General features: G+C 68.7%; 20 protein-coding genes. 9 read left to right on the forward strand and 11 right to left on the reverse strand.

From position 1 onward, the window contains the following. Nucleotides 1-2: 2 nt before the first annotated feature. The 8 genes from tssG to ACFPN9_RS13815 all read right to left on the reverse strand — a co-directional run bounded on the left by tssG (nucleotide 3) and on the right by ACFPN9_RS13815 (nucleotide 8,597). Nucleotides 3-1,073: a type VI secretion system baseplate subunit TssG gene (gene tssG / locus ACFPN9_RS13780; protein ID WP_066716930.1), complete on the reverse strand. Its 1,071-nt coding sequence runs from the start codon at nucleotides 1,071-1,073 to the stop codon at nucleotides 3-5. Then, nucleotides 1,070-3,031, reverse strand: coding sequence for a type VI secretion system baseplate subunit TssF (gene tssF, locus ACFPN9_RS13785; protein WP_066716927.1), 1,962 nt, complete (start codon nucleotides 3,029-3,031; stop codon nucleotides 1,070-1,072). The genes tssG and tssF overlap by 4 nt, the downstream gene beginning before the upstream one ends. Before the next feature lie 3 nt (nucleotides 3,032-3,034). Then, nucleotides 3,035-3,571 carry a GPW/gp25 family protein gene (locus ACFPN9_RS13790; RefSeq protein ID WP_348626265.1) on the reverse strand — a complete coding sequence of 179 codons (537 nt, stop codon included), beginning with the start codon at nucleotides 3,569-3,571 and terminating at the stop codon, nucleotides 3,035-3,037. Nucleotides 3,572-3,719: 148 nt separating this feature from the next. Then, complete coding sequence (locus tag ACFPN9_RS13795; RefSeq protein ID WP_066716919.1) at nucleotides 3,720-4,202, reverse strand: Hcp family type VI secretion system effector; 483 nt, start codon at nucleotides 4,200-4,202, stop codon at nucleotides 3,720-3,722. Nucleotides 4,203-4,356: 154 nt separating this feature from the next. Continuing rightward, nucleotides 4,357-5,859, reverse strand: coding sequence for a type VI secretion system contractile sheath large subunit (gene tssC, locus ACFPN9_RS13800; RefSeq protein WP_066716916.1), 1,503 nt, complete (start codon nucleotides 5,857-5,859; stop codon nucleotides 4,357-4,359). An 11-nt stretch (nucleotides 5,860-5,870) separates the two neighbouring features. Further along, nucleotides 5,871-6,404 (reverse strand): type VI secretion system contractile sheath small subunit, encoded by a 534-nt coding sequence (gene tssB / locus ACFPN9_RS13805; protein ID WP_066716913.1) that lies wholly within the window; start codon nucleotides 6,402-6,404, stop codon nucleotides 5,871-5,873. A gap of 122 nt (nucleotides 6,405-6,526) precedes the next feature. Continuing rightward, a complete protein-coding gene (locus tag ACFPN9_RS13810) occupies nucleotides 6,527-7,957 on the reverse strand; it encodes a type VI secretion system protein TssA (RefSeq protein WP_066716909.1) in 1,431 nt (476 codons plus the stop codon). 85 nt (nucleotides 7,958-8,042) lie between these two features. Beyond that, nucleotides 8,043-8,597: an OmpA family protein gene (locus ACFPN9_RS13815; protein ID WP_066716907.1), complete on the reverse strand. Its 555-nt coding sequence runs from the start codon at nucleotides 8,595-8,597 to the stop codon at nucleotides 8,043-8,045. A 116-nt stretch (nucleotides 8,598-8,713) separates the two neighbouring features. Here ACFPN9_RS13815 and ACFPN9_RS13820 point away from each other — a divergent pair, with 116 nt between their 5' ends. Genes ACFPN9_RS13820 through tagH form a run of 3 tightly spaced genes read left to right on the forward strand, consistent with a single transcriptional unit; the run spans nucleotide 8,714 to nucleotide 12,536 of the window. After that, nucleotides 8,714-10,567 carry a type VI secretion system Vgr family protein gene (locus ACFPN9_RS13820; protein WP_082735384.1) on the forward strand — a complete coding sequence of 618 codons (1,854 nt, stop codon included), beginning with the start codon at nucleotides 8,714-8,716 and terminating at the stop codon, nucleotides 10,565-10,567. 6 nt (nucleotides 10,568-10,573) lie between these two features. Beyond that, a complete protein-coding gene (locus ACFPN9_RS13825; RefSeq protein ID WP_066716902.1) occupies nucleotides 10,574-11,125 on the forward strand; it encodes a DUF6931 family protein in 552 nt (183 codons plus the stop codon). Nucleotides 11,126-11,171: 46 nt separating this feature from the next. After that, nucleotides 11,172-12,536, forward strand: coding sequence for a type VI secretion system-associated FHA domain protein TagH (gene tagH, locus ACFPN9_RS13830; RefSeq protein WP_082737586.1), 1,365 nt, complete (start codon nucleotides 11,172-11,174; stop codon nucleotides 12,534-12,536). Nucleotides 12,537-12,732: 196 nt separating this feature from the next. Here tagH and ACFPN9_RS13835 read toward each other — a convergent pair whose 3' ends face one another. Both ACFPN9_RS13835 and ACFPN9_RS13840 read right to left on the reverse strand, forming a co-directional pair. Then, nucleotides 12,733-13,092: a RidA family protein gene (locus ACFPN9_RS13835; protein ID WP_066716900.1), complete on the reverse strand. Its 360-nt coding sequence runs from the start codon at nucleotides 13,090-13,092 to the stop codon at nucleotides 12,733-12,735. A 74-nt stretch (nucleotides 13,093-13,166) separates the two neighbouring features. Next, nucleotides 13,167-13,667 (reverse strand): PAAR domain-containing protein, encoded by a 501-nt coding sequence (locus ACFPN9_RS13840; RefSeq protein WP_066716898.1) that lies wholly within the window; start codon nucleotides 13,665-13,667, stop codon nucleotides 13,167-13,169. 192 nt (nucleotides 13,668-13,859) lie between these two features. Here ACFPN9_RS13840 and tssK point away from each other — a divergent pair, with 192 nt between their 5' ends. From tssK to ACFPN9_RS13870, 6 genes are read left to right on the forward strand one after another with little or no spacing between them, the layout of a single operon-like run. Then, nucleotides 13,860-15,197: a type VI secretion system baseplate subunit TssK gene (gene tssK, locus ACFPN9_RS13845; protein WP_066716895.1), complete on the forward strand. Its 1,338-nt coding sequence runs from the start codon at nucleotides 13,860-13,862 to the stop codon at nucleotides 15,195-15,197. Then, on the forward strand, nucleotides 15,194-16,615 hold the full coding sequence (gene tssL / locus ACFPN9_RS13850) for a type VI secretion system protein TssL, long form (RefSeq protein ID WP_066716892.1): 1,422 nt from the start codon (nucleotides 15,194-15,196) through the stop codon (nucleotides 16,613-16,615). Before tssK ends, tssL begins: the two co-directional genes overlap by 4 nt. 13 nt (nucleotides 16,616-16,628) lie before the next feature. Further along, a complete protein-coding gene (gene tssM / locus ACFPN9_RS13855) occupies nucleotides 16,629-20,243 on the forward strand; it encodes a type VI secretion system membrane subunit TssM (RefSeq protein WP_066716889.1) in 3,615 nt (1,204 codons plus the stop codon). A 4-nt stretch (nucleotides 20,244-20,247) separates the two neighbouring features. Next, a complete protein-coding gene (tagF, locus tag ACFPN9_RS13860; RefSeq protein WP_066716886.1) occupies nucleotides 20,248-20,955 on the forward strand; it encodes a type VI secretion system-associated protein TagF in 708 nt (235 codons plus the stop codon). Further along, a complete protein-coding gene (locus ACFPN9_RS13865) occupies nucleotides 20,952-21,764 on the forward strand; it encodes a PP2C family protein-serine/threonine phosphatase (protein WP_066716883.1) in 813 nt (270 codons plus the stop codon). The genes tagF and ACFPN9_RS13865 overlap by 4 nt, the downstream gene beginning before the upstream one ends. Next, nucleotides 21,761-23,758 (forward strand): serine/threonine-protein kinase, encoded by a 1,998-nt coding sequence (locus ACFPN9_RS13870; protein WP_377817188.1) that lies wholly within the window; start codon nucleotides 21,761-21,763, stop codon nucleotides 23,756-23,758. Before ACFPN9_RS13865 ends, ACFPN9_RS13870 begins: the two co-directional genes overlap by 4 nt. A gap of 18 nt (nucleotides 23,759-23,776) precedes the next feature. On the opposite strand, the gene ACFPN9_RS13875 is transcribed toward ACFPN9_RS13870, so the two are convergent. Beyond that, a complete protein-coding gene (locus tag ACFPN9_RS13875) occupies nucleotides 23,777-24,058 on the reverse strand; it encodes a hypothetical protein (RefSeq protein ID WP_066716877.1) in 282 nt (93 codons plus the stop codon). Between the last annotated feature and the right edge of the window lie 16 nt (nucleotides 24,059-24,074).

A 24,074-nucleotide genomic window follows, 5' to 3' on the forward strand; every position in this document is an offset into this window, starting at 1 on the left:
CGTCAGGATGATCGGGTGGCGGGGGTCGAACGCGCCCGGCTGCGTTGCTCGCGCAGGCGCTCGGCCGGATGGAAACGAGCGTCGCGGCGCAGCGTGCCGGGCGGGGCATCCCAGTTGGGCGCCATCCAGCTCGTCCAGCCGAGCTGGCCGAACTGGCCGAGCCGGGCGGGCTTGACCTCGCCGACCGGCAGGGCGAGTTCGACATCCCATTCCAGCCCCTCGCCGAGATGGAAGAAGACCGCATCCGCCAGCTTCTCGCAGCGGTCCCCGCTCGGCAGGAAGCGCGCGAACTCGTCGAGGCTGCGTGCGACGATGCAGATGCGGAACTTGTCCTCGACACTGTAGACGCTGGCGCCGAGCAGCGCGTCGCCGCCCAGCGTGCAGTGCCGGCTGCCGAGCCGGGTGCGGTCCGCGGGGTCGAAGACCAGGCGCATGCCGACGAACTGCTCGATCTCGACCTCGGCCTTGAACAGCCCGGCCAAGAGCCCGCGCAGCCGCGAGGCCGATTTGGCCTGCGCGCCGATCAGCCCGGCATGGGCGAGTTTCTCCGCATCGGGCACGCTGTCGCGCCTGAGATAGGGCGCCGAACCCAGCCCGATCTGGCTGCCGACATAGGCCGCGAAACGGTCCCGCTCCGGCCGGTCGTGCTGCGCGATGGGGCGCGAATCCGCCCAGGCCCGAAAGAACAGCTGCAGGAAGCGGTGGTTGAAGATGTCGAGGAAGCGCGGAAAGGCGTCGTCGCGCGCGAGCTGCCAGTGATAGCTCTCCTCCGTCGTGGCCAGCGGCAGCGCGCCCTGGGGCCCGAGCAGGCCGAGGAACTTGACGAAGAGGCGCAGGCGCCCCTGTCCGTCGCGATCGGCTTCCGCAAGGGTCGAGGCCGCGAAATCGAGAAAGGCCTGCTCGCCCAGCGCGACATATTCGTCCCGCCGCGCCGGCACGTCGCCGATGCGCGGCCGCTCCGGGAAGCTGCGTTCCAGCCGGCGTAGCACGGCAAAGAAGTCGAAGCGCCAGGGCTCCTCCTGGAGGCGCTCCGCATAGCTCGGCTCGCGCTGGAGGGGGATGTCCTCGCTCACAGGATCCGCCTCGATCCGGCGCGCGGCGGCCAGCGCATCACCTCGCCGCGCTCGACGGTGCGGATCACCGTCTGGGTGAAATGGTTCATCGCGGCGTACTCCGCGAAGAAGCGGTCGAGCACGGCACCGAGCAGGAAGACGCCGGAGCCCTCGAAGGCCTTCTCGTCGAGCACGACAGTGATTTCGAGCCCCCTCGCTGCCCCCGTTCCCGCGCGCTGCGGAAAGCGCCGCACGACAGGGCGACTGTCGACGCTCTTGATGCCGCGGATGCGCCGCTCGGTGGCGCTGTCGGCGAGATCGGCGAAGAGCGAGAGCAGTTCCCGCAGCGCCTCGCCGTTCTGGCCGGCGCCGCGCTGGACGAGGCCGAGATGGTTCAGGCTGAGCAGGTTGATCAGCCGCCAGGTGACGACGCCGGTGCTAGCCGTCTCCGAGCGCAGCCGCAATTGCGAGACGACCGGCTCACGCGGCGGCGTCGGCCCCGACAGGCAGGCGACGTCGAGCGCGACATTGTCGATCAGCCGGAAATCGGCGCCGCCCTCGCCGGTCGGCAGATGCTCCGGCAGGTGCCGGTTCGAGCAGAGCGCGCGCAGGCTCAGCTCCGCCACCGAGACACTGTCTGCGACGCCCGCGGGCTCGACCAGCGAGATGAACATGTCCGTGCCGGTATAGTCCGAGGCCCGGCCGAGCCGGCGCTCGGCGACCGAGCGGCGGCGCGGCAGACGGCGCTGCGTATAGAGCAGTCCATGCGTCGGGGAGGCCCCTTCCGGCGAGGAATAGAGCGGGTGGACGGGCTGCTTCTCGCGCCCGCCGGCATAATGGGCGTGGACCGAGAGCAGGCTGTGCGGCTCATAGTCGAGCGGGCGGCTGCGATCGGGCACGACATGGAACTCGTGCTGGTTGGTCCGCACCGGCACGCGGTCCAGCGTCTTCTCGAAGAGGTTGATCGCGGGCGCGGCATAGAGCGCGAACATCGGCTTCTGGACCGCCGCCGCCAGCCGCGTATTGACCTCGTCGAAGACGAAGATCACGTCGACCGTCTTCGCCGTCAGCTTCGGCATGATCCGCGCCAGCCCGGAGAGACGGAAGCCGAGGAATTTGCGCGGGAACCAGAACAGCTCGCGCAGCAGGTCGAAACCGCGGAAGACGCGGGTGTCGGCCGGCAGCAGCGCCTCGTCCTCGCCGAATCCGATCTGCTCCAGCGTGACTCCATCGGCCGGGGTGATGACGGGATCGCCGAATTCGTCGAGATGGCGGAAATAGATGCCGACACAGTCGCCGAAGAGCTGCTCGTAAAGCGCGACCGCATCGGCCTCCGCCCCGAGCAGATGGACGCTCAGCTCCTTGCAGCGGCAGCCGGCGAACCAGCTCGTCGGCGTCTTGAGCGCCTGCGCCGCCGACGGCTCCTGCTCGGGATCGGCGCTCGTCCGGTGCGTCAGCGTCAGCCGCAGCCCCGAGAGGACCCGGTGGTCGGTGGACAGGCCGAGCGCCTGCAGCGGGCCGGGCGCGGGGATGTATTCGGCAGCCGCGACATCGAAGGGCCAGAGCGTCACGTCCGTCCCCAGACGGTAGCGGCAGGCGACGCGCCGCTCGCGCTCGAGATAGGTGGCATCGATATAGGAGCCACGCGGGATCGTCAGGCCCTCGCGCAGGCCGGGATCGGAGAACGGGGGCCGGATGCCGGCGAGCAGCGCCGAGGGCGTCGGCGCCAGATAGTTCGGCACCAGCTGCTCGAGCAGATTGGTGGTGAACTCGGGAAACTCGTGCTTGAGCTTGAGCTGCACCCGCGCCGCCAGGAAAGCCGCCCCCTCGAGCAGCCCAGCCACCATCGGGTCCATCCGGTCGCCGACGAGCCCGCCCAGTCTTTCGGCAATCCCCGGATACTCTTCGGCGAATTCCTTCGTGTGCTCCATGAAGAGGCGGAGCTCTTGATTATAAGCGTCGAGGAACTCCTGATGCATCGCCTAGCGGCTCCTGATCGCCATCTTGCCGGTGTCGAGCTCGAGATCGGCGACGAACTCGACCGGCACGTTGAGCGGCTCGCAGTTGAGATCCGCGCGCACCAGGAACCGGACCTTCAGCTCGGCCCGGTCGAGCGAGTGGTCACGCTCGACCTGGATCGAATTGCGGATCAGCCGGGGCTCGTAGCCGACCAGCGCCGCCATCATGTCCTTGGCGATGAGGTCGACCCGATGCTCGTCGATCGAGCGGCTGGTGAGGTCGGGAAAGCCGTGATTGAGGATCGAGCGCCTGACATGCTCGTGCTGCGTCAGGTCGACCGACGAGGCGAGATTGACGGTGTTGACCAGCGCGTCGAGATCGATCGCGATCTCGCGCCGCAGCTTCGGCTCCGTGATCGCCGCGCGCGGGGCCGCGCGCCGGTTGGCGATGACGCGTTCGCCGCCGGCGTCGCGCAGATCGAGCGCCACCTTCGCGTCCTTCTCCTGATGCGCCTCGCGAAAGGCGAACATCAGCGGCGGGCGCAGCCGCTTCTTCGTCAATGTGCCGTTCGCCGGACCTCGCACGCGTCGTCGCTCCCGCTTCCCCAATCCGATCGGCCCGGCAAGCACGATGGCCGTCGCGGCGCTCCCCCGCAACGGCCATCATCGGGCCCGAAGCCGGCGCCGCGAGTGCGGCGCCGGCGACGACTTACTTCTTGTTCTGCTTCAGGTCCCAGGTCATGGTGACCGGGGCGTCGAGCGTGCCATCCTTCTTCTGCGGCTTGTACTCGTACTTGATCTTGGCGAAGTTCAGCGAGAACTGGTCGGTCGGGATCGTGGTGCCGCCGGCGGCGTCGCCGGATTGGTAGCTCGAGACCAGCAGATCCTCGAGGGTCAGGACGTAGTAGTCCTGCTGGTTCTCGCCCTGCTTGCGGACATAGAGCACCGCCTTGGTGATGTGCTTGCCCGAGGCGCAGGCCATGGCGAGATTGGCCGAGGCCTTGCCGACCGATGCGGTGAAGTGGATGTCCTGAAAATTGGCCTTGCCGGCGCCGCCGCCCTGGCCGCTCGCATGGGTACCGGCATTGGTGACGCCCCAGGAGAAGGAATCGACCTCGATCGTGTCCTTGTGCTTGGAATCCTGGCTTTCGCCCTTGATGCCGTCGATCTCGAGAAGGAAGTCGCTAGCCATGGTGGTGATCTCCTCTGTGTGAGTGAAAGAAGTTCGGTCGGAACCCGGATACTGGACGCAGTTCTCCTGTGCGCCCGGTCACGGAGGACACGGGCGCCTGGAAGCTTCGGAACGGGTGTCACCTGCTGGTCAGGCGACGGTCACGTCTGGGTTGTCACGTCTTGGGAGCTGGCAGTCGTGAGACCAGGCTCAGGCCGATATCCATGCCCTCGAGCTGAAAATGCGGCCGGAGATAGAACTTGGCCGAGTAGTAGCCGGGGTTCTCCTCGTCCTCGAAGACGTCGATGCGCGCATCGGAGAGCGGGCGCCGCGCCTTCGTCTCTTCGCTGGAATTGGTCGGATCGCCGTCGACATAGTCGGTGATCCACTCCTGCAGCCAGCGCCGCAGCGGTTCCTTTTCCTTGTAGGAACCGACCTTGTCGCGAACCATGCACTTCAGGTAGTGCGCGAAGCGCGACACAGCGAACATGTAGGGCAACCGCGCCGACAGGTTGTCGGATGCCGTCGCCGCGACCCCGTCCGGCCCCGAGAAGCTCTTGGGCTTGTACAGCGACTGCGCACCGATGAAGGCCGCCTTGTCGGTGTTCTTCCGGTGGATCAGCGGGATCAGGCCGGACTTGGCCAGCTCCGCCTCGCGCCGGTCGCTGATCGCGATCTCGGTCGGGCATTTCAGGTCGACGCCGCCATCATCGGTCGGGAAGGTGTGGGTCGGCAGGTTCAGCACCTCGCCGCCCGACTGCACCCCGCGGATGCGCGTGCACCAGCCATATTCCTTGTAGGCGCGGTTGATGTTCACGGCCATCGCGTAGGCCGCGTTCATCCAGGCGTATTTCTCGCCCTTGTGACCGTCGGTGTCCTCCTCGAAGGCGAACTCCTCGACCGGCTCCGACTTGGCGCCGTAGGGAACCCGCGACAGCACCCGCGGCAGGCACAGGCCGACATAGCGGGAGTCGGCCGCGTCGCGCAGGCCCTTCCAGGCCGCATAGTCCGGCGTGTCGAAGACCTTGCCGAGATCGCGCGGGTTCGACAGCTCGGTCCAGGAGTCCATCCCCATCAGGGTCGGATCCGCGCCGGCGAAGAAGGGCGCATGGGCCGCCGCCGCCACCTTCGAGAGATCGCGCAGGAGCTGCACGTCCGTCGGGACATGGCTGAAGTGATAGTCGCCGATCAGGCAGCCGAAGGGCTGGCCGCCGAGCTGGCCGAACTCCTGCTCATAGACCTGCTTGAACAGCGGGCTCTGGTCCCAGCGCGCGCCGGGATAGGTCTTCAGGTTCCGATACAGCTCGTTCTTCGAGACGTTCATCACCTTGATCTTGAGCTGTGCATCGGTCTCCGAGTTGAAGACCAGGTAGTTCAGCCCGCGCCAGGCGCTCTCGATCTTCTGGAACTCCGGCGCGTGCAGCACCTCGTTCATCTGCTCGGTCAGCTTGGCGTCGAGCCGCGCGATCATCTCCTCGATCGTGTCGAGCACGTCGTTCTTGATCAGCGTCGAGTCGGCCAGCGCCTGGTTGACCAGAGTGGCGATGCCGGCCTCGACCTCGGTCGCGGCGCGCTCGGTCTTGGGTTTGAAGCTCTGCTTCAGGACCGAGGCGAATTCGTCGACGTCGCGGGTCTCGGTGACCGCGCCGGGCTGCTGGGATTGTGCTTCCGCTGCCATTGCCGCCTCGCTCACTTCGTCTCTTCGGCCGGGACGGCTTCGGCGGGCTTGTCGCCGAGCCTGTCCTTCAGCGCCGCCATCAGCTGGGGATCGGCCAGCAGCGCCTTGATCTGGTCGCTGGCGGCCATCTTGCCGTCCATGAAGCGCACCAGATTGGCGAGCTGCTCACGCGCCTCGAGCAGCTTGGCCATCGCCGGGATCTGGCGGGCGATGGCGGCCGGGTTGAAATCGTCGAACTTCGAGAACTTCAGCGAAACCGAGAGCTTGTCTCCGCCGTCGCCCAGCTTGTTGGGAACCGCGAAGGACACGCCGGGCTGGATCGCCCCCATGCGCTGGTCGAAATTGTCCATGTCGAAGTCGAGGAACTTGCGCTGCGAGATCTCGGCCTTCTCGACGCCGGGGGTGTTGCCCGAAAGATCGGCCATCACCCCCATCACGAAGGGAAGCTCGATCTTCTGCTCGGCGTTGTAGGGATCCTCATAGGTGATGTGGACCCGCGGCGGCCTGTTGCGGCGAATGAACTTCTGACCTGAATCTCCGGCCATGGTAGCAGCCCCTCTGCGAATGCGTCACGCCGACGTAACGTGACACCGTAACCGTTCTTGCCTTCTACCGATATAGTCGCGCCGGACCCGAAGTCGGTTCAAGCCGAATACCGGAAAATCGCCTAGCTGTCGGCCTCCGGCATCAGGGCGACGTCGGGCAGGATGTCGCCCAGCAGCGCCATGAAATCCCGCTGCGCCAGCGCGCAGGCCTTGTCCATCAGCAGCGGCGTCGGATGCGAAGGCTCGACCCGGCGGTAGAAGGCGGCGACCGCCCTCATCCCCGCCACCGCCTCGGCCCGCGTCGCGACCTGCAGCGCGGGCCGCGCCGCCTCGTCGACCTCGGGCGCGTCGCCGTCGGACCCGCCGGAGTCGCTCTCCGCCTGCGGCTCGCCAGCCTCCTCAGCCGCCTCATCGCCGGTCTCCTCCTCGGACGACGCGTAGCCGCCGTCGTCGTAGCCATCCTCCGGCTCCTGTTCCTCCGGCGCGGTCAGTCGCTCCAGCGGCAGGCGGAAGCGCGGCCGGTCGCCGATCTCCAGAACCGCCTGGCCGAAATGCTCGGGGAACATGATCTGGATGACCTCGACCAACGACTTGCCGATCAGCTGCTGAGCCTGCCCGATCAGCAGGACCGCCGGGCTGGAAGGCTCCATGCGGCGAAAGTAACCGAGGCAGGCCGCCAGCGTATCCTTCACTTGAAGGATGTTGTCGCAACTGCCGGGCGCGACAGTGGAACCGCCTGCCGGAGCGCTCTCGCCCGGTGCGGCCTGAGGCCCCGGCATCGCCGGGTGGCCGGGCACGCGCCGCGCCAGCGCCGCATCGAGAAAGGCGACGATCTGATCGACGAGCGCCGAGAGGCGCGGAAAGCTGAGCGAATGATCAGCCCCCACCTTCTCCAGCCAGATCGCGCGGATGCCGGCGAGCGCCTCCGCGATCACGCGGATGCGGGCGAGGCTCGCGGACAGCTCGTCGATGTCGATATCCGCCAGCGCCGCCTGGATGGTCCCGGCATCGGGATGCTGCTCCCCCTCGACGAGCTTCGTCTCGCCCGTCGCGACGAGCTGGCTGCGGAAGGCGAAGGGACCGATGCGCCGGCTCACGAAGAGCGGCGCATGCTGCAGCGGCAGCACGACGGTCGGCAGCTCGTCCAGGCTCTGCAGCGCCACCTCGCGCATGATCTGGTCGCCATCCTGCGCCCGCGGATGCACCGCCTCCCACTGTTCCGCGAGGAGGGTGGCGATGGTCGTTAGGCAGGCGGAAAAACCCGGCACGTCCCGGTTGAGGATGGCGAGCTTGCCGGCCAGCACCAGCACCCTGAGGTCGCGCGAGCGCTCGAGCAGCTTGCCGAGATCGGAGAAGGCGGCCGGAAACTCGATCCCGCTACGGTCGAACGCGACCTGCCGGCCCTCGTCGTCGCGTCTGAAATACTGCGCCGGCAGCGCGACCTCGAGCCGCGCCGTGACGTTCATGAAGTCCGGGTCGTCCTCGAGATCGGGCCCACAGGGATCGGCGTCGGAGACCGGGCTCGCATACGCGGCAAAATTCAAAGACGCCATCGCCCTCACCGGTCATCCATGCACAGGCATGGCCGACGGCGGTCTCAGCGGAGACGGCCGGCCGGCCTCGTCGAAATCGGCCCCGTCAGTCGCTCTTCAGGCGCGTCTCGACCCGGCGGTTCTCGCCGGCGAAACGGTCGGCCACCACCGGCTTGGTCTCGCCATAGCCGCGGGCCTCGAGCTTGGCGGTGTCGACGCCGCGCTCCTGCAGGTAGCGCACCACCGCCTGGGCCCGCCGGGCGGAGAGATCGAGATTGTAGGAGGGCGACCCCACCGCATCGGTGTGGCCCTCGACGACGAAGCGGCTGGTGCCGAGCTGCGGCGTCTTCAGGGCCTTGGCGAACTCGTCCAGATTGGCGCGCGCATCGGGCTCCAGCACGTCGGAATTGTACTTGAAGCGCACCACCAGGTCGAAGGCCGCGACCGCCGCGGGCTTCACCGCATGCCCGGCCTTGCTGCAGTCCGCTTCCGTGCCGATGCACAGCCCGCGCGTGGCCCCGAAAGCCGGCGGCGTCGCCGGGCTGAAATGCTTGACGATGTCGTCCGCCTTGTAGGTCTGCGCCTGCGCGACAGACATCTGCGCCACGTAAAGACCGGCGGAAAGGACGGCGATGGCTGTAATCGCGGGTTGCTTGCGCATGGTCCCCCTCCCGTTTAGCTTCTCGCGGGCGGTAAAGGATTGAAGGCGCACACCATGACTCGCGCCGTCCGCTACGTCAATAACAAAATAGCATCTAGAACCGCGAGGTTTCGTTGATGACCGCCGATCTGCGACAGTTGCAAAGAACTGCTTCGTTCACGACACCTTTGGGTCAAGACGTTTTCGCCTTGACGCAGTTCGAAGCCTCGGAAGGCTTGAGCAAAATCTTTACTTTTCAGATCGACGCCAGCAGCACGACTGAAAATGCCGACCTGCAGAGCATCATGAGCCAAAAGTGCTCCGTCACGATGACGCTCAAGAACGGCAGCCCGCGGGTCTTCAACGGCACACTGGTCGACGCCCAATGGACCGGTAAGGACGAGGACCTGCACCACTACCGCTTCACGCTGCGGCCCTGGCTCTGGCTGCTGTCCCAGCGCTCCGACTGCCGGATCTTCAAGGAGCAGACCGCGATCGACATCATCAAGGCGATCTTCGCCAAGGAGGAGAGCGCGAGCTTCGAGGATCGCACCAGCGACCGGCTCGAGCCCATTCCCTATTGCGTGCAGTATCGCGAGAGCGATCTCGACTTCGTGCTGCGGCTGATGGAGCAGTACGGCATCTACTATTATTTCAAGCACAGCGACGGCGACCACAAGCTGGTGCTGTCCGATTCCCGCTCCTCGCACGATCCGGTCCAGGCTGCGGCCGAGCCGACCTTCGCCGGAGCCGGCACCGCCTATCCGCTGATGCCACCGTCGAGCCGGATGCCGCGCCACATCGAGAACCTGTCGCACTGGTCGACGATGCGGCGGCTGCGCACCGGCAAGGTCGTGCTGAGGGACTACGATTTCCAGCAATCCGGCTCCGACTTGACGGCCCAGGCCGAGGCCGGCTTCGACAAGGCGAAGGCCTACGAGGCCTATGACTACCCGCGCAGCTACATCAAGCGCGACGAGGGCGAGCACTTCGCCCGAGTTCGCGCCCAGGCGGAACAGGCGCAGGACGACCGGCGCCACGCCGCCGGCGACGCGCCGAGCCTGCATCCCGGCGCGCTGATGACGCTGTCGGCCCATGAGACGGCTTCGGAGAACATCGAATATCTCGTCATCCGCTGCCGCCACAGCTTCGTCGGCCAGTCCTACCGGTCCGGCGGGGCGGGTGATGCGCCCTATAGCGGGGCCTATGAACTCCAGAAGAGCGACCGGCGCTTCCGCGCGCCGCTGGTCACGCCGCGCCCGACCGTGTTCGGCCCGCACACCGCAAAGGTCGTGGGCGAGCGCAACCGCGGCGAGGAGGGCGATATCGACGTCGACGAGTTCGGCCGCATCCTGTTGCGCTTCCACTGGGACCGCGAGGAGCGTTCGACCTCCTGCCGGACGCGTGTCGCGCAGATGTGGTCGGGCAAGAGCTGGGGCGGGCAGGTCATCCCCCGCATTGGCCAGGAGGTCGTCGTCGAATTTCTGGAAGGCAATCCCGACCTGCCGCTCGTCACCGGCACCGTCGTCAATGACCAGCACAAGCCGCCCTACGGCCTGCCCGACAACAAAACGCAGTCCGGCCTCAAATCGGAATCGACCGACGGGGCCGGCTTTTCCGACTGCTACAACGAGATCAAGTTCGAGGACCGCAAGGGCCAGGAGGTCTTCAGCATCCAGGCGGAGAAAGACTTCAAGGCCCTGATCAAGAACACCGAGACCCGCGAGATCGCGCCCGACTACCGCGAGGGCGGCTATGCGCGCGAGACCACCCTAAAGAACGGCGACGACAAGCTCCATGTCGAGAAGGGGAAGCTCGATGTGGAGGCGATGACCGAGATCAACCTCAAAGTCGGCCAGAGCACGATCAAGATGCTGCCAACGAGCATCGAGATCTCCTCGCCCACGATCACGATCAAGAGCGTCGCCAAGACCGAGGTGCTGAGCGACGCCATGGTGGTCGTCAACGGCGCCCTCGTGAAGATCAATTGAGGGCCGATGACGCGCCTGCGCTTCAGCACCGCCCGGGAGGTCTTCGACACCTTCCCCTCCGCCGGCAAGGTCATCGCGACCAAGCCGGCGGCCGACCACCCGCTCGCCTTCCTGCGGCGGCTGGCACAGGGTCCCGCCCCGACAGAGGCGATCGGCTTCGCCGCCTATCTTTTGCCGCGCCGCGAGGCGGTCTGGTGGGCGGCGCAGACGCTGCGTGCGATGCAGCCGGGCGCGGCTGGAGCCGATGAGGGCCTCGTCGCCGCCGAAAGCTGGGTCCGTGATCCGCGCGACGAGACCAGGCGAGCCGCGCTCGCCGTCGCCGATGCCGGCGATCCCGCCCGCCCCGGCACCTGGGCCGCCTTCGCCGCCGGCTATTCGGGCGGCAGCATGGTCGAGGGCCATGCCGTGCCCTGCCCGCCCGATCTCACCGCCAAGATGGCCCGCATCGCCGTTCTGACCGCGCTTGGCCGGCTGACCGGGCGCGAGCACCAGACCGCATTGCGCAATTGCGTCGAAGCATGCATTCGATTGGCCGATGACGACGGCAAAACCTCTTGACGGCCAGAGACCTGCCTGAGTGCTGGCCGCGCCCGGATTCCCCGCCATGCCTCTGACGCTGACGATCGAGAACGAGACCGCCCTGCCCGATGGCGGGCCCCTGACCGTCTCCCTGAGTGGCGGACGGGGCCTCGACATCGGGCGCGACCAGCATCTCGACTGGTGCCTGCCGGACCCGACACGGGCGATCTCCGGCCGCCATTGCGAAGTGCGCTTCCGCGACGGCGCCTATTGGCTGCGCGACATCTCGACCAACGGCACCTATGTCAACGGAGGCAGCCAGCGCGTCCAGTCGCCCTACCGCCTGCAGCATGGCGACCGGCTGGAGATCGGGCATTACGTCATCGCGGTCGCCATCGACGAACCGGTACAGGCCGAGCCCTCGCTGCCGCGGGTCGACGCGGCGCCCGACGCCGGCTCGCTCTGGTCAGAGGCGGCCGAGGCGGCGCCGCCGATCCCGCGCCGCGACCTGCTGCCGCCGAGCCGGCACCGCCCCGTGCATGACGGCTTTATCGACTGGGCCGCCGACATCCCGGCGCCCGCTCCGGCGCCTCCGCCGCCTGCCGCAGCGCCTCCGCCATCCGCGAGCGACGACTTCGCCTGGGCGCCCTATCAGGCGCCGCCGAGCGCTCCCGAGCCGCCGCCGGTCGCGATCCCGACACCACGCCGGCCCCTGACCGCCGATCTGCCGCCAGGCGATCCCTGGAGCGACGCCCCGGCACAGCCCGCGACGCCGGTCGCGCCGCTGCCGCCGCTCGAGCCGCCCGCGGCACCGGGCCAGCCCTTCGTGCCGCCGGCAGCCGCGGCGATGCCCGCCGGCATGCCCCAGATCAGCGCGGCGGAGTTCGTCCAGCGCTTCGCCAAGGGCGCGGGCCTGTCGACGAACGACCTCGCCTGGCAGGACCCCGGCGCCTTCGCCGAGCAGCTCGGCGGGCTGATGCGGCTCGTCGCCGTGGAGCTCAAGCAGCTGCTCGCCGCCCGCGCCGAGAGCAAGCGCATCGCCCGCAGCGCCAACCAGACGATGATCCAGGCGCAGGACAATAACCCGCTGAAATTCTCGCCGACCGTGGACGATGCGCTGCAGCTGATCTTCGGCCGCCCCAAGAGCGGCTATCTCAGCGCGCAGAAGGCCTTCGACGAGAGCTTCCGGGACCTCAAGGCCCACCAGATCAAGACCTACTCGGCCATGCAGCAAGCGCTGCGCATGTTGGTCGAGGATCTCGATCCGCAGGCGATCGCCGAAAGCACGGCGCAGGATCGCGGCCTCGATTCGCTGCTCGGCTCGCGCAAGGCCAAGATGTGGGACGCCTATGTCGCCCGCTGGGACGCCAAGACCGCCCCCTACGAGGACGGCCTCGTCGACGCCTTCATGCTCTACTTCGCCGAGTGCTACGACCGCGGCGGGAAGTGAAGGCTTCGCCGGCCGGTTCTTCGTCATTCCGGGGCTTCGCGAAGCGAAGAGCCCGGAACCCAGAACCGATGTGGCGAAGGAAGGGAAGACGAACTGGCAGCGCCCTGACGGAACGTCTGTCGGTTCTGGGTTCCGGGCTCAGGCCTTAGGCCTGCCCCGGAATGACCGCGCGTTTCCGCCGGGAATCGGCGCCGATCTATACGCCCTTTTTCGCCGCCACCGCCGTGATCTCGATGTCGTGGCCGGGCGAGGCGAGCTTGGCCTCGACGGTCGCGCGCGCCGGTGCCGTGCCGGCCGGCACCCAGGCGTCCCAGACGGCATTCATCTCGGCGATCCTGGAGATGTCGGTCAGGAAGATCTGGACGCTGAGGATGCGGCTCTTGTCGCTGCCGGCGGCCTCCAGCGTCTCCTCCAGCAGCGCCAGGACTTCGGCTGTCTGCTCGCCCAGCGGGCGGCCTTCGGTCTTTTCGGCGACATGGCCGGCGAGGAAGACGATGCCGTTAAAGATCGCGGCATCGCACCAGCGCTGCGTCACTCCGATGCGTTCGATGGTCATGATGGTTGTCCTGGACTGGAGTCGGGGCGCGGCTCGGCGCGCATGGCCCCTCCTAGCCGAGGCGCGGCAGCCCGTCAGCCGCCGATGATGACCGTGCTCAGCCCCATCGTGATCTTGTTGGGCGGCCCCACCGCCTCGATGATGGTGTCGCCGACGCGGCAGGCTGAGAGATTGTTGATCAGCACCGTCTGAGAGCCGTCGACGACGACGCCGGGCCCGTGTGGCGGAGCCGGGAGAAGCGTCAGACAATTGTGGATGTCGGCACCGCCGGCCGCGCCCGTGATCATCGCGCCCATGCTGGCGGCGGCGGCTGCCTTCGTCGTCTCCTCCGCGGCCTTGGCGGCCGGCGCGCCCGGCGTGCCGGCGGCCGCCAGCGTCGCGGCCTCGGCGGTGGCGATCGTCGCATCGGACACCTGCCGGGCTGACTGGATCGCGGCCGCCGCCACGGCCGAGACGCCGCGCCAGGCCGGCAGCCCGCCGATCAGCACATTGGGGCTTCCCGGACCGGGCTGGAGCACGCCCGGCAGCGGATGCAGCACGAGATCGAGAATGCGGGCGGCGGGGCCGGTCGGCATCGGGGGTCCTCCTCGCCGGGCGGTCCCGGCCGGCTCTGGATACGACTCTGCTGGACTGGCCTCCAACGCGCAACCGCGCATCCTTCAAGTCAATGACGGCAGGCCGTTCCCGAGGCCCTAGCATTCGCTTGGTGACGCTTGTTGGCGACCTGTATAAGGTCTTCGGCATGCCTTTGAGTGAGCGAGAGCCGGATGTCGTGGTACAGCAAGGTCGTCTGGTCGGAAGGGCTGTTTCTAAGGCCTCATCACTTCCAGCAGAACGACCGGTATCTTGAGAACCTGCTGGAAAACCGCGTTCGGCACGTCACCCCTTACCCATGGGGCTTCTCGGTGCTGGAGATCGACCGCGACCTCGCCCAGCAGAGCCGGATCGGGCTGCGCCGCGCCGTCGGCGTGATGCCTGACGGCACGCCTTTCGCGCTGCCGGACAATAGCCCCCTGCCCGCCGCCATCGAGGTGCCGGAGAACGCCGCAGGCCAGATCGTCTGGCTGTCGCTGCCCCTGGCCTCGCCCAACACGCGCGAGGTCGAGGACGCGCCGACCGGCAGCGCCAGCCGCTATGTCCCGTCGACCGAGATGCTGATCGATTCGACCGCCCCGTTGCGGATCGAGGAGGAGATCGACGTCGCCCATCCGCGCCTGACGCTGGAGCTGCGCAAGACGGCGAAGGCCGGCTATGTCGGGCTGGCGCTGGGCCGCATTCTCGAGGTGCGCGACCGCGCCGTCCTCTTCGACGAGAAATTCGCCCCGCCCGTCCTCGTCTGCTCGGCCTATCCGGTGATCGAGGGCTGGCTCGACCGGGTGATCGGCTGGATCGACAACAAGCTCGAAGAACTCGCCCGCTACGCCGCCGATCCGACGGCGGGCGGCGGCCTGCAGAGCGCCGATTACTTCATGCTGCAGCTGCTGAACCGGCAGATCCCGCAGCTGCGCCATCTGCGCCAGTCTCGCTACGTCCACCCCGAGCGGCTGTTCGAGACCTTCCTGGGTCTGGCCGGCGAGCTTGCCACCTTCACCACCGCCGAGCGCCGTGCCCGCGACTACCCGGCCTATGACCATGACGATCTGGAGGCCTGCTTCACGCCGCTGGTGCGCGACATCCAGGACTTCCTGTCCGCCAATCTCGGCCGCCGGGCGATCCGTCTCGAGATCACCGAGCGCGCCCCCAACGCCTTCATGTCGACGATCCGCGACCGCAGCCTCGTGCGCAACGCGACGCTGGTTCTGGAGGTCGCGGCACGCCGCCCGCTGACCGAGATCCAGGCGCAGTTCCCGCAGCTCTTCAAGGTCGGCCCCAACACCAAGATGAACGAGATCGTCCATGCCCATCTGCCGGGCATCAGCCTCGTCCATCTGCCGACCCCGCCGCCGCAGATCCGTGCGCTGACCGACCACGTCTATTTCTATCTCGACCGGACCTCGCCGCTCTGGCCGGAATTCTCGACCGCGAGTTCGATCGGAATGCATTTCTCCGGTGACTGGCCCGACCTCGAACTGGAGCTCTGGGCCGTGCTCGAGGGCCGGCGATGAGCGATCCCGGTTCGCCGTCCGATCCGTTCGGCCGTTCCGACCGGACCATCATCAGGCCGAACCCGGCCGGACGCCGCGCTCCGTTGCCCTCACGCCCGGCGCAGGCCGCGCCCGCGCCCTATGCCCCCCCTGCCGCCGCCTCGCCCGGCGTGCCCGGCGGCAGCGATGACTGGATCTCGGCCACCCCGGCTCCGCCGCGGCCGGCACCGCCCCCCGGCCCCGTGGGCGGCCCCCTGCCCGGCCGGGACCAGCTCCTGACGCCCAACGCCAACCCGCTGCTGCGGGCCGCGGGCCCCCTCCTGCTCCTGCTCGGCCGGCTGCGCTCGCAGCTCAGCAGCGCCCCGCTGACGCAGCTGCTCGGCCAGGTCACCGAGACGATCGAGGCCTTCGAGCATGAGGTCCGCGCCGCGGGCGCCTCGGCCGATCAGACGCGCGTCGCGAAATACGTCCTCTGCGCGGCGGCCGACGACATCGTCCAGAACATCCCCGGCGAGGACCGGCATGTCTGGACGCAGTACAGCATGCTCTCGAAATTCTTCGGCGAGCGTGTCGGCGGCGTGCGCTTCTTCGAGGAACTCGACCGCGCCAAGGCCGACCCGTCGGTCAATTACGACCTGCTCGAACTGATGCATGCCTGCCTGGCGCTGGGCTTCCAGGGCATCCACCGCACCTCCGCCGGCGGCGCCGCCAATCTCCAGATGATCCAGCGCAACCTCTTCGAGACGCTGCGCCGGGTGAAGCAGCCCGACCCCGAGCTGTCGCCGCGCTGGCGCGGCCAGGCCGTCGCCTCGCAGGTGGCGCGCTTCAGAGTTCCGGTCTGGTCGGTCGCGGCGCTCGCCGGCGTCGCCGTGCTCGGGCTCTATCTCGTCTTCCGCGCCCTGCTCGGCGGCAATGCCGAGGCGGCCGCCTCGGCATTGCTCACGGTCCACCCGAAGGGCGAACTCGGCCTCGTCCGCAAGGTGTTCTCGGCTCCCCCGCCGCCGCTGCCGCCGCCCCCGGTGCCACCCAAGGTCTGCGGCGCCGTGCAGCCGCCGATCGTCTGCCAGGTCACGCCGAACGTCATCATCGTCCGCCTCGTGGACATCACCCTGTTCGAGCCCGGCCAGGCCGCCGTGCGCGCCGAGTTCAAGCCCCTGATCGAGCGCATCGCGAGCGTGCTGGAAACTGAGGGCGGCGCGGTCAAGGTCGTCGGCCACACCGACAACGTTCCGATCCGCACGGCCCGCTTCGCCTCCAACCTGCAGCTCTCCCAGGCCCGCGCCAAGGCGGTCGGCGACCTGCTGCAGACCAAGCTGAGCAAGCCGGACCGCATCAGCGTCGAGGGCAAGGGTGCCGACGCGCCGATCGCCGACAATGCCAGCCGCGAAGGGCGTGCCAAGAACCGGCGCGTCGAGATCGTGATCCAGCGGCAGAGCTGAGGGAGGGCGAAGCATGAACCTCGCCACCTGGCTCCGGATCGCCGCCATCATCGTCGGGACGCTGGCGCTCGGCCTGCTCGTCTGGTTCGGCGCGCCCTTCGTCGCGATCGGCGAGATCAGGCCCTTCGACTCCGTCTGGGTCCGGCTGCCGATCGTCGCGCTGCTCGCGCTCGGCGCACTCGCCTGGATCGCGCTCATCGTCATCCGCCGACGGCGCGCCACCGCCGCCCTGACCGAGGCGCTGGAACAGCAGCAGGAGGCGACCGGCGACGGCGCTGCCCTCTCCGCCGCGATGCGCGACGCGCTCGCGACGCTGCGCCGCGCCCGCGGCAAGGAGGGCGGCGACTATCTCTACGACCTGCCCTGGTACGTCATCATCGGCCCGCCCGGCGCCGGCAAGACGACGGCCCTGGTCAATTCCGGGCTGAAGTTCCCGCTCGCCCGGGGCGGCGCGGCGCCGGCCGCCATCGCCGGTGTCGGCGGCACGCGCTATTGCGACTGGTGGTTCGCCGAGGATGCGGTGCTGATCGACACCGCCGGCCGCTACACCACGCAGGACACCGACAGCAGGGCCGAGAAGGCGAGCTGGCTTGCCTTCCTCGACCTGCTCAAGACCAACCGGCCGCGCCAGCCGATCAACGGCGTGCTGGTCGCGATCAGCGTCGAGGATCTGCTGACGGCCTCGCCCGAGGAGATCGCCGCTCATGCCGATGCGATCCGCAACCGCCTGCTCGAACTGAACGAGCGGCTGAAGGTCGATTTCCCGGTCTATGCGATCTTCACCAAGGCCGACCTGATCGCGGGCTTCAACGAGTTCTTCGGCGCGCTCTCGGAGCCGCAGCGCCGCATGGTCTGGGGCCACACCTTCCAGACCGCCGACAAGACCCGCAACATGATCGGCGACGTCGCGCCCGAATACGACGCGCTGGTCGCGCGGCTGAACGAGCGCCTCCCCGACAGGCTGCAGGACGAGGCCAACCCGACCGCCCGCGCCCAGATCTTCGGCTTCCCGAGCCAGATGGCGACGCTGAAGCGTTCGATCACCGACTTCCTCGGCCGCGTCTTCGAGCCGACGCGCTATCACGCCAATGCCACGCTGCGCGGCTTCTATTTCACCTCCGGCACGCAGGAGGGCACGCCGATCGACCAGCTGATCGGCGCGCTCTCGCGCAATTTCGGCAGCAGCCACGCCAGCGCCGGCGCCTATTCCGGCCGCGGCAAGAGCTATTTCCTGACCGACCTGATCCAGAAGGTCATCATCGGCGAGGCCGGCTGGGTCTCGACCGATCTCGGCGCGGCCCGCCGCGCGACCCTGCTCCGCGCGGCCGGTTTCGCCACGGTCGCGCTGGTGTCGCTCGCCGCGCTCGGCCTCTGGTGGACGAGCTTTTCGCGCAACAGCGACCTCATCACCGCCACCAATTACGGCCTGTCCGACTATCGCGCCAGCGCCGCGCCGGTGCTGCAGGAGACGACGATCTCCGAGCGCAATTTCAGCCGCGTCCTGCCGCTGCTGCACAAGCTGCGCCACCTGCCGACGGGCTATGCGACCCGCGAGGAGCCCACGCCGGTGGCCGCCACCTTCGGCCTGAGCCAGCGCGACCGGCTGCAGAATGCGGCCGAGCTGACCTATCAGCAGGCGCTGGAGCGGATGCTGCGCTCGCGCATCATCTTCCGGCTGGAGGAGCAGCTCGAGGCCAACCAGGCCAATCCCGGCTTCGTCTACGAGGCGCTCAAGGTCTACATGATGGTCGGCGGCCAGGCGAAGCTGGACCGCGACCTCGTCATCGCCTGGATGCGGCTCGACTGGGCCGAAAACCTCTTCCCCGGCGCCGCCAACGCCAAGGGCCGCGAGGCGCTGGAGGAGCATCTGGTCGCGATGCTCGATCTCGACGACGGCGAGGCCGAGCCGCTGGTCAAGCTCAACCAGTCGCTGATCGAGAACAGCCAGCGCACGCTGCGTCGCCTCAGCATCGCGGAACGCGCCTACGAACTGCTACGGACGCAGGCCCGCTCCCAGAGCCAGAAGGACTGGGTCGCCGCACGGCGCGGCGGATCGGATGTGCGGCTGGCCTTCGAGGGCGTCGGCGGCGAGGATCTCGACGCGATCCGCGTGCCCTATTTCTACACCTATGACGGCTTCCAGCACGCCTTCGTCGACCGCCTCGGCGACATCGGCGACCGCATCGAGAAGGAGCGCTGGGTGCTGGGCGAGAATGTCGACCAGCAGGCGATCGTCTCGCAATACGCCACCCTCTTCCAGGACCTGCTCAAGCTCTACAGCCGCGATTTCGTCGCCTCCTGGCAGCGCACGCTCGCCCGGCTGAAGCTGCGCCCGCTCAACGCCGACAAGCCGCAATATGTCGCGCTCAGTGCGATGGCGGCGCCGACCTCGCCCTTCAAGCAGATCCTCGAATCCGTCCGCGACGAGACGCAGCTGACCAAGGAGCGCGCCTCGGCGAAGAAGGCGGCCGCCCAGGCCGCGACCGCAGCGCTGGAGAAGCGGGCCAGCGACGCCCTGAGCCGGCTCGGCACCAACCTCCCGCTCAGCGCACCGGGCGTCGAGCGCGTGCTGGGAGCCGGCGGGAACGAGGCGCTCGGCGCCGATATCGAGGCGCAGTTCAAGCCGTTCCATGTCCTGGTCGAGGGCGATCTCGGCCGGCGGCCGGTCGACCAGCTCCTGCAGGTCCTGTCCGAGATCAACCAGAACCTCGCCATCGCCGCGACGAACCCGGCCCAGGCGGCGGCGGCCAATGCCGCGCTGGTGCCGCTGATCGCGACGCTGCGCGCCAATTCCTCGCGCTATCCGGCGCCCTTCGGCGCGATGGTCGTCTCGGCCGTCAACGACTTCGAGGGCGATGCCACCGGCGCGACCGTCGCCCTGCTGCGCCAGGCGCTGGCCGATCAGGTCAGCCGCGTCTGCACGGAGATCCTGACCAACCGCTACCCCTTCGTGAAAGGCAGCACGCGCGACGTGCCGCTGGCCGATTTCGCCCGCCTCTTCGCGCCCGGCGGCATCATGGACAAGTTCTACAAGGAGCGGCTCGAACCCTATGTCGACAGCTCCAAGGCGCAATGGAGCTGGCGCGCCGACAGCCGCGTCGCCCGCTCGCTCTCGGCGACGACCTTGCGCGAGTTCCAGCGCGCCAGCGAGATCCGGGAAGCCTTCTTCCCGACCGGCGGCAACCTGCCCTCGTTCCAGATGATCGTGGTGCCGACCGCCCTCTCCGCCGACGCCGCCAATGCGAAGCTCGAGATCAACGGCTTCACCGTGACCAGCCAGCAGGGCGTCAACACGCCCGCTCCCGTCATGTGGCCGGGCGCCGGTGTCGGCCGCACCGCGATCACGCTGACGCTGGGCGGGGCGAGCGGCGGCGGCGTCTTCGGCGGCGGCTTCTTCTCCTCGGGGCCGAGCGCGCCCTCCGGCGAGGTCAAGCTGTTCGAGCGCGACGGCGTCTGGTCCTTCTTCCGCCTGCTCGACACCGGCTCGGTGCTGCGCCAGGGCGACAATGTCGGGCTGACGTTGGCGGCGGGCGGGCGCCAGGTCGGCTACCAGTTCGGCGTCGGCTCGCTCAAGAATCCGCTGATCCTGCCTGCTCTGCGGGAGATCCGCTGCCCGTCGGGGATCTGAGGCGATGAGCTGTGGCCTGTTCGGGAAGCTGCCGGCCAAGCGCGACTTCATCGCGGTCAATGCGCCGGCCACCTTCCTGAAGGTCTATGAGAGTTGGCTCCAGGGCGGACTGACCGCGAGCCGCCTCTCCCTCGCCGGCGGCTGGCAGGAGGCCTTTCTCAACGCCCCGATCTGGCGTTTCTGGCTCGGCCAGGGTCTCTGCGGACAGGCCGTCGCGGGGGCCTTCATGCCCTCCGTCGACGGCGTCGGCCGCTATTTCCCGCTGACCGTCTTCGCGCTGGCTGAGCCCGGCGGCGCGATCCCGCATCCCGAGCTCGATCCGCAGGACGCCTGGTATGCGGGAATCGAGGATTTCCTGCTCGAGGCGCTCGATCCGGGGGCGAGCTTCGAGGCGGTCTCGGAGCGCCTGGCGCGGCTGGCCGTCCCCAACGACGCGCTGCTCGCGCCGCCGCCCGAGGAGATGCTGCGCCTCCCGGACGGCACCATCGTCACCGCTCTGGACAGCGCCGGTTTCCCGGCCCGGCTGGCCGCGCTGCGCGTCGAGGATCACGCCCGCGCCTATGCCCATGCGACCTGCTTCTGGACCGTCGGCGGCGAGAATTTCGAACCGCTCGCGCTGGTCGGGCACGGCTTGCCCGACCCCCATCTCTTCGCCGGCCTGCTGACGGGCCGTTTCGACACGTTCCTCGAACCGGGGCGGGCCGCGTCATGAGCGATCTCGGACAGAACGATCTCGGCCGCACGGCGCTTCCCTTCGAGACCGGCGCGGTCAGCCATGTCGGGCGGGTCCGCAGCGCCAACGAGGACAATCTCGTCGTGCGGCCGGAATTCGGCATCTGGGCCGTCGCCGACGGCATGGGCGGCCACGAGAACGGCGCGCTCGCCAGCGCCACCGTCGCCGCCGCGATCGAGAACATCGGCCCGACCGGATCGGCGCCGGATCTGCTGGCGCGGCTGGAGGCCGCTGTCCTGCAGGCCAATGCGGAGATTCGCCGGCGCATCGCCGAGGGCAATGGCGCGCCCATGGGCTCGACGCTGGCGGTTCTGCTGGTCCATGACCGCCATTTCGCCTGCGTCTGGTGCGGCGACAGCCGGATCTATCTCGTCCGCGCCGGCCAGATCCTGCAATTGTCGCGCGATCACACCGAGGTTCAGGACCTGGTCGAGCGGGGCGTGCTGACTCCGGCCGAAGCGAAGGTCTCGCCGCGGCGCCACGTCATCACCCGCGCGATCGGCGTCCACGAGCAGCCGGAGCTCGACCTCGACAGCGGCGAGATCGAGGATGGCGACGTCTTCTTGCTCTGCTCGGACGGGCTGACCGAGCATGTCGCGGAGGACGAAATCCTGGCGACGGTCGAGGAGAGGGGCGCCCAGCAGGCCTGCAATGCGCTGCTGCAGCTCACGCTCCAGCGCGGCGCGCGCGACAATGTCACGGTGATCGTCATGCGCTATACCCGCAGGGAGAACCGGACGACGCGGTGGATGCCCAATATGCGGATGCAGGAAACCGACACGCCATGAGCGACTCCGAGCGCACCGTCTTCGCTCCCCGGGCCGGCGCCGTCTCCGTCGGGACCACGCTGAACGGCATCTACGAGGTCGAGCGGCTGATCGCGGTCGGCGGCATGGGCGAGGTCTACAAGGGCCGCGCGATCCAGACCGGCGATGCGGTGGCGATCAAGATGATCCGCCCCGAACTGGCGCGTGACGAGGCGGCGCTCGCCCTTTTCCGGCGCGAGGCGGCTGCCCTGCACAACCTCTATAACGAGGCCATCGTCCGCTATTACGTCTTCACCATCGATCCGGGCACGCAGTCGCCCTATCTGGCGATGGAGTTCGTCGACGGCCAGCCGCTGTCGGAGCGCATCAAGGAAGTGCCGCTGAGTGTCGACGAGGTCGACCTCCTGCGCCGGCGCATCGCGCCCGGCCTCCATGCCGCCCATCTGCTCGGCATCGTCCATCGCGACGTCTCGCCGGACAACATCATCCTGCCCGGCGGCAGCATCGCCCGCGCCAAGATCATCGATTTCGGCATCGCGCGCTCCAGCCTTCTCGGCGAAGGCACGGTCATCGGCTCGGGCTTCGCCGGGAAATACAACTACGTCTCGCCGGAGCAGCTCGGGCTCTTCGGCGGCGACGTCACCGGCCGCTCCGACATGTACAGCTTCGCGCTCGTCCTGGCCGAGGCGCTCGCCGGCAAGCCGCTCGATATGGGCGGCAGCCAGGTCCAGATCCTCGACAAGCGCCGCAGGCTCCCGGACCTTTCGGCCATCGATGCCCGCATCCGCCCGCTTCTCGCGCGGATGCTGGCGCCCGATCCGGCCGACCGCTTCGCCGACATGTCCGAGGTCGCGGCCTGGCAGGCCCAGACCACCCCCGCCAAGGCGGCGGGCGGCGGCGGCGGTTCCTCTACCCGGCTCGTGGCCGGCATCGCCGCCCTCGCCCTGCTCGCGGGCGGCGGCTTCTATGGCTGGACGCTGCTGAACGACAAGCCGAAGCCGGGCGGCGCCCCGCCACCGGCGCTGACCGAGAACCGCAGCGAGGCCGCGGCATCCGCCCAGCCTCCCGCGCCACCTGCCACGCCGCCGGCAAACCAGCCGAAAGTGCCCGAGCTGGTCGAACCGCCGGCCGTTCCGTCTCCGGCCGTAGCCACGCCGTCGGCGCCCTCACCTGCCCTGGCCACGCCTGCGAATCCGCCACCGGCCCTGAACGAGCCAGCGAGCGGCGCCGCGGCCCAGCGGCCCCCTCAGGCGCCCGCGCAGCCGCCAACGCCGCAGCCCAATCCCCAGGTGGCGATCCAGACGCCGACACCGCCTCCGGTGAGCCCGCCCGATCCGAGGCTGCCGCAGCCGACGCCGGAGCCTGTGCGGCCTCCGGCCGTGACGGCCGCGCCGCGCGCGCCGCTGGAGCGCATCCAGAACTACATCGCGACCTATCAAGGCGGGCCTTGCGTCTTCCTCTGGCCGACGGAGCTGACCGCCACCCGCGCCGTGCTGGAGGGCTTCGGCAACGAGACCGCGCCCTTCGTCGCCTTCGACAACGCCTTCAAGGCGGCGCAGGGCTTCGAGGCGCAGATCCATCTGCGGCCGATCACGGCGGCGCAATGCCCGATGGCGGATTTCCTGCGTGCGCTGGGCGACAACATCGACCGGACCCCGCGACTCCAGATCAACGCCTTCAACATGAAGAGCGGCGATGTGCTGAGCGGCACCATCGACAATGACGGCGGCCGCAACGTCGCCGTGGTGCTGATCGGGGACGACGGCCTCGTCTACAATCTCGGCAGCTATCTGCGCCGCGACGGACGCCGCGCCACCTTCAACCTGAAGCTCGAATCGGCCGGGGGCGGCCCGCGGCCCCAGACGGTGCTGACCTTCGTCAGCGCCGCGCCGCTGCCGGCGCTCTCGGGCCCCAACCCGACGCCCTCGACGGATTTCTTCGCCAGCCTGAAGCAGGACGTGGCGCGCCAGGGCGAACCACTCGGTCTCGGCGTGCGCTATTTCCGGATCGACTGAGCGCGCGGCTCCGTCCGCTCAGTCCGCCTCGCGGTAGAGCACGCCCCACTCGTCCTGCCAGAGGCCCTGCGGATCCTCGACGACGATCGGCGCGCGGATCTCGTTGGCGAGCCGGACGGCGGCGCGGAAGGCCTCCACAGGCGGCATCGGGTCGCTGACGAAGTCGTTGACGAGATGGCCGCCCGCCAGATCCGCCGGACAGGAGATCCGCCCGCGCGTCTCGCCATCGCCCGCGCTCAGGCTGAGCGTGATCGCGTCGTCCTGCGGCTCGTCGACCTGCTCGAAACGGTTCGTCGCCATGTCCTGTCTCCCAATC

The sequence above is a fragment of the Allobosea massiliensis genome (genome assembly GCF_042655245.1).
Classification (GTDB): Bacteria; Pseudomonadota; Alphaproteobacteria; order Rhizobiales; family Beijerinckiaceae; genus Allobosea; species Allobosea massiliensis.

Coding starts and splice junctions, on each gene's coding strand:
- ACFPN9_RS13815 (WP_066716907.1), bottom strand. CDS start 8,597: ATGCGCAAGCAACCCGCGATTACAGCCATCGCCGTCCTTTCCGCCGGT.
- ACFPN9_RS13840 (WP_066716898.1), bottom strand. CDS start 13,667: ATGCCGACCGGCCCCGCCGCCCGCATTCTCGATCTCGTGCTGCATCCG.
- tssB (WP_066716913.1), bottom strand. CDS start 6,404: ATGGCCGGAGATTCAGGTCAGAAGTTCATTCGCCGCAACAGGCCGCCG.
- tagH (WP_082737586.1), top strand. CDS start 11,172: ATGCCTCTGACGCTGACGATCGAGAACGAGACCGCCCTGCCCGATGGC.
- tssK (WP_066716895.1), top strand. CDS start 13,860: ATGTCGTGGTACAGCAAGGTCGTCTGGTCGGAAGGGCTGTTTCTAAGG.
- ACFPN9_RS13820 (WP_082735384.1), top strand. CDS start 8,714: ATGACCGCCGATCTGCGACAGTTGCAAAGAACTGCTTCGTTCACGACA.
- tssC (WP_066716916.1), bottom strand. CDS start 5,859: ATGGCAGCGGAAGCACAATCCCAGCAGCCCGGCGCGGTCACCGAGACC.
- ACFPN9_RS13825 (WP_066716902.1), top strand. CDS start 10,574: ATGACGCGCCTGCGCTTCAGCACCGCCCGGGAGGTCTTCGACACCTTC.
- ACFPN9_RS13810 (WP_066716909.1), bottom strand. CDS start 7,957: ATGGCGTCTTTGAATTTTGCCGCGTATGCGAGCCCGGTCTCCGACGCC.
- ACFPN9_RS13870 (WP_377817188.1), top strand. CDS start 21,761: ATGAGCGACTCCGAGCGCACCGTCTTCGCTCCCCGGGCCGGCGCCGTC.
- ACFPN9_RS13835 (WP_066716900.1), bottom strand. CDS start 13,092: ATGACCATCGAACGCATCGGAGTGACGCAGCGCTGGTGCGATGCCGCG.
- ACFPN9_RS13875 (WP_066716877.1), bottom strand. CDS start 24,058: ATGGCGACGAACCGTTTCGAGCAGGTCGACGAGCCGCAGGACGACGCG.
- tssL (WP_066716892.1), top strand. CDS start 15,194: ATGAGCGATCCCGGTTCGCCGTCCGATCCGTTCGGCCGTTCCGACCGG.
- tagF (WP_066716886.1), top strand. CDS start 20,248: ATGAGCTGTGGCCTGTTCGGGAAGCTGCCGGCCAAGCGCGACTTCATC.
- tssM (WP_066716889.1), top strand. CDS start 16,629: ATGAACCTCGCCACCTGGCTCCGGATCGCCGCCATCATCGTCGGGACG.
- ACFPN9_RS13865 (WP_066716883.1), top strand. CDS start 20,952: ATGAGCGATCTCGGACAGAACGATCTCGGCCGCACGGCGCTTCCCTTC.
- ACFPN9_RS13795 (WP_066716919.1), bottom strand. CDS start 4,202: ATGGCTAGCGACTTCCTTCTCGAGATCGACGGCATCAAGGGCGAAAGC.
- tssF (WP_066716927.1), bottom strand. CDS start 3,031: ATGCATCAGGAGTTCCTCGACGCTTATAATCAAGAGCTCCGCCTCTTC.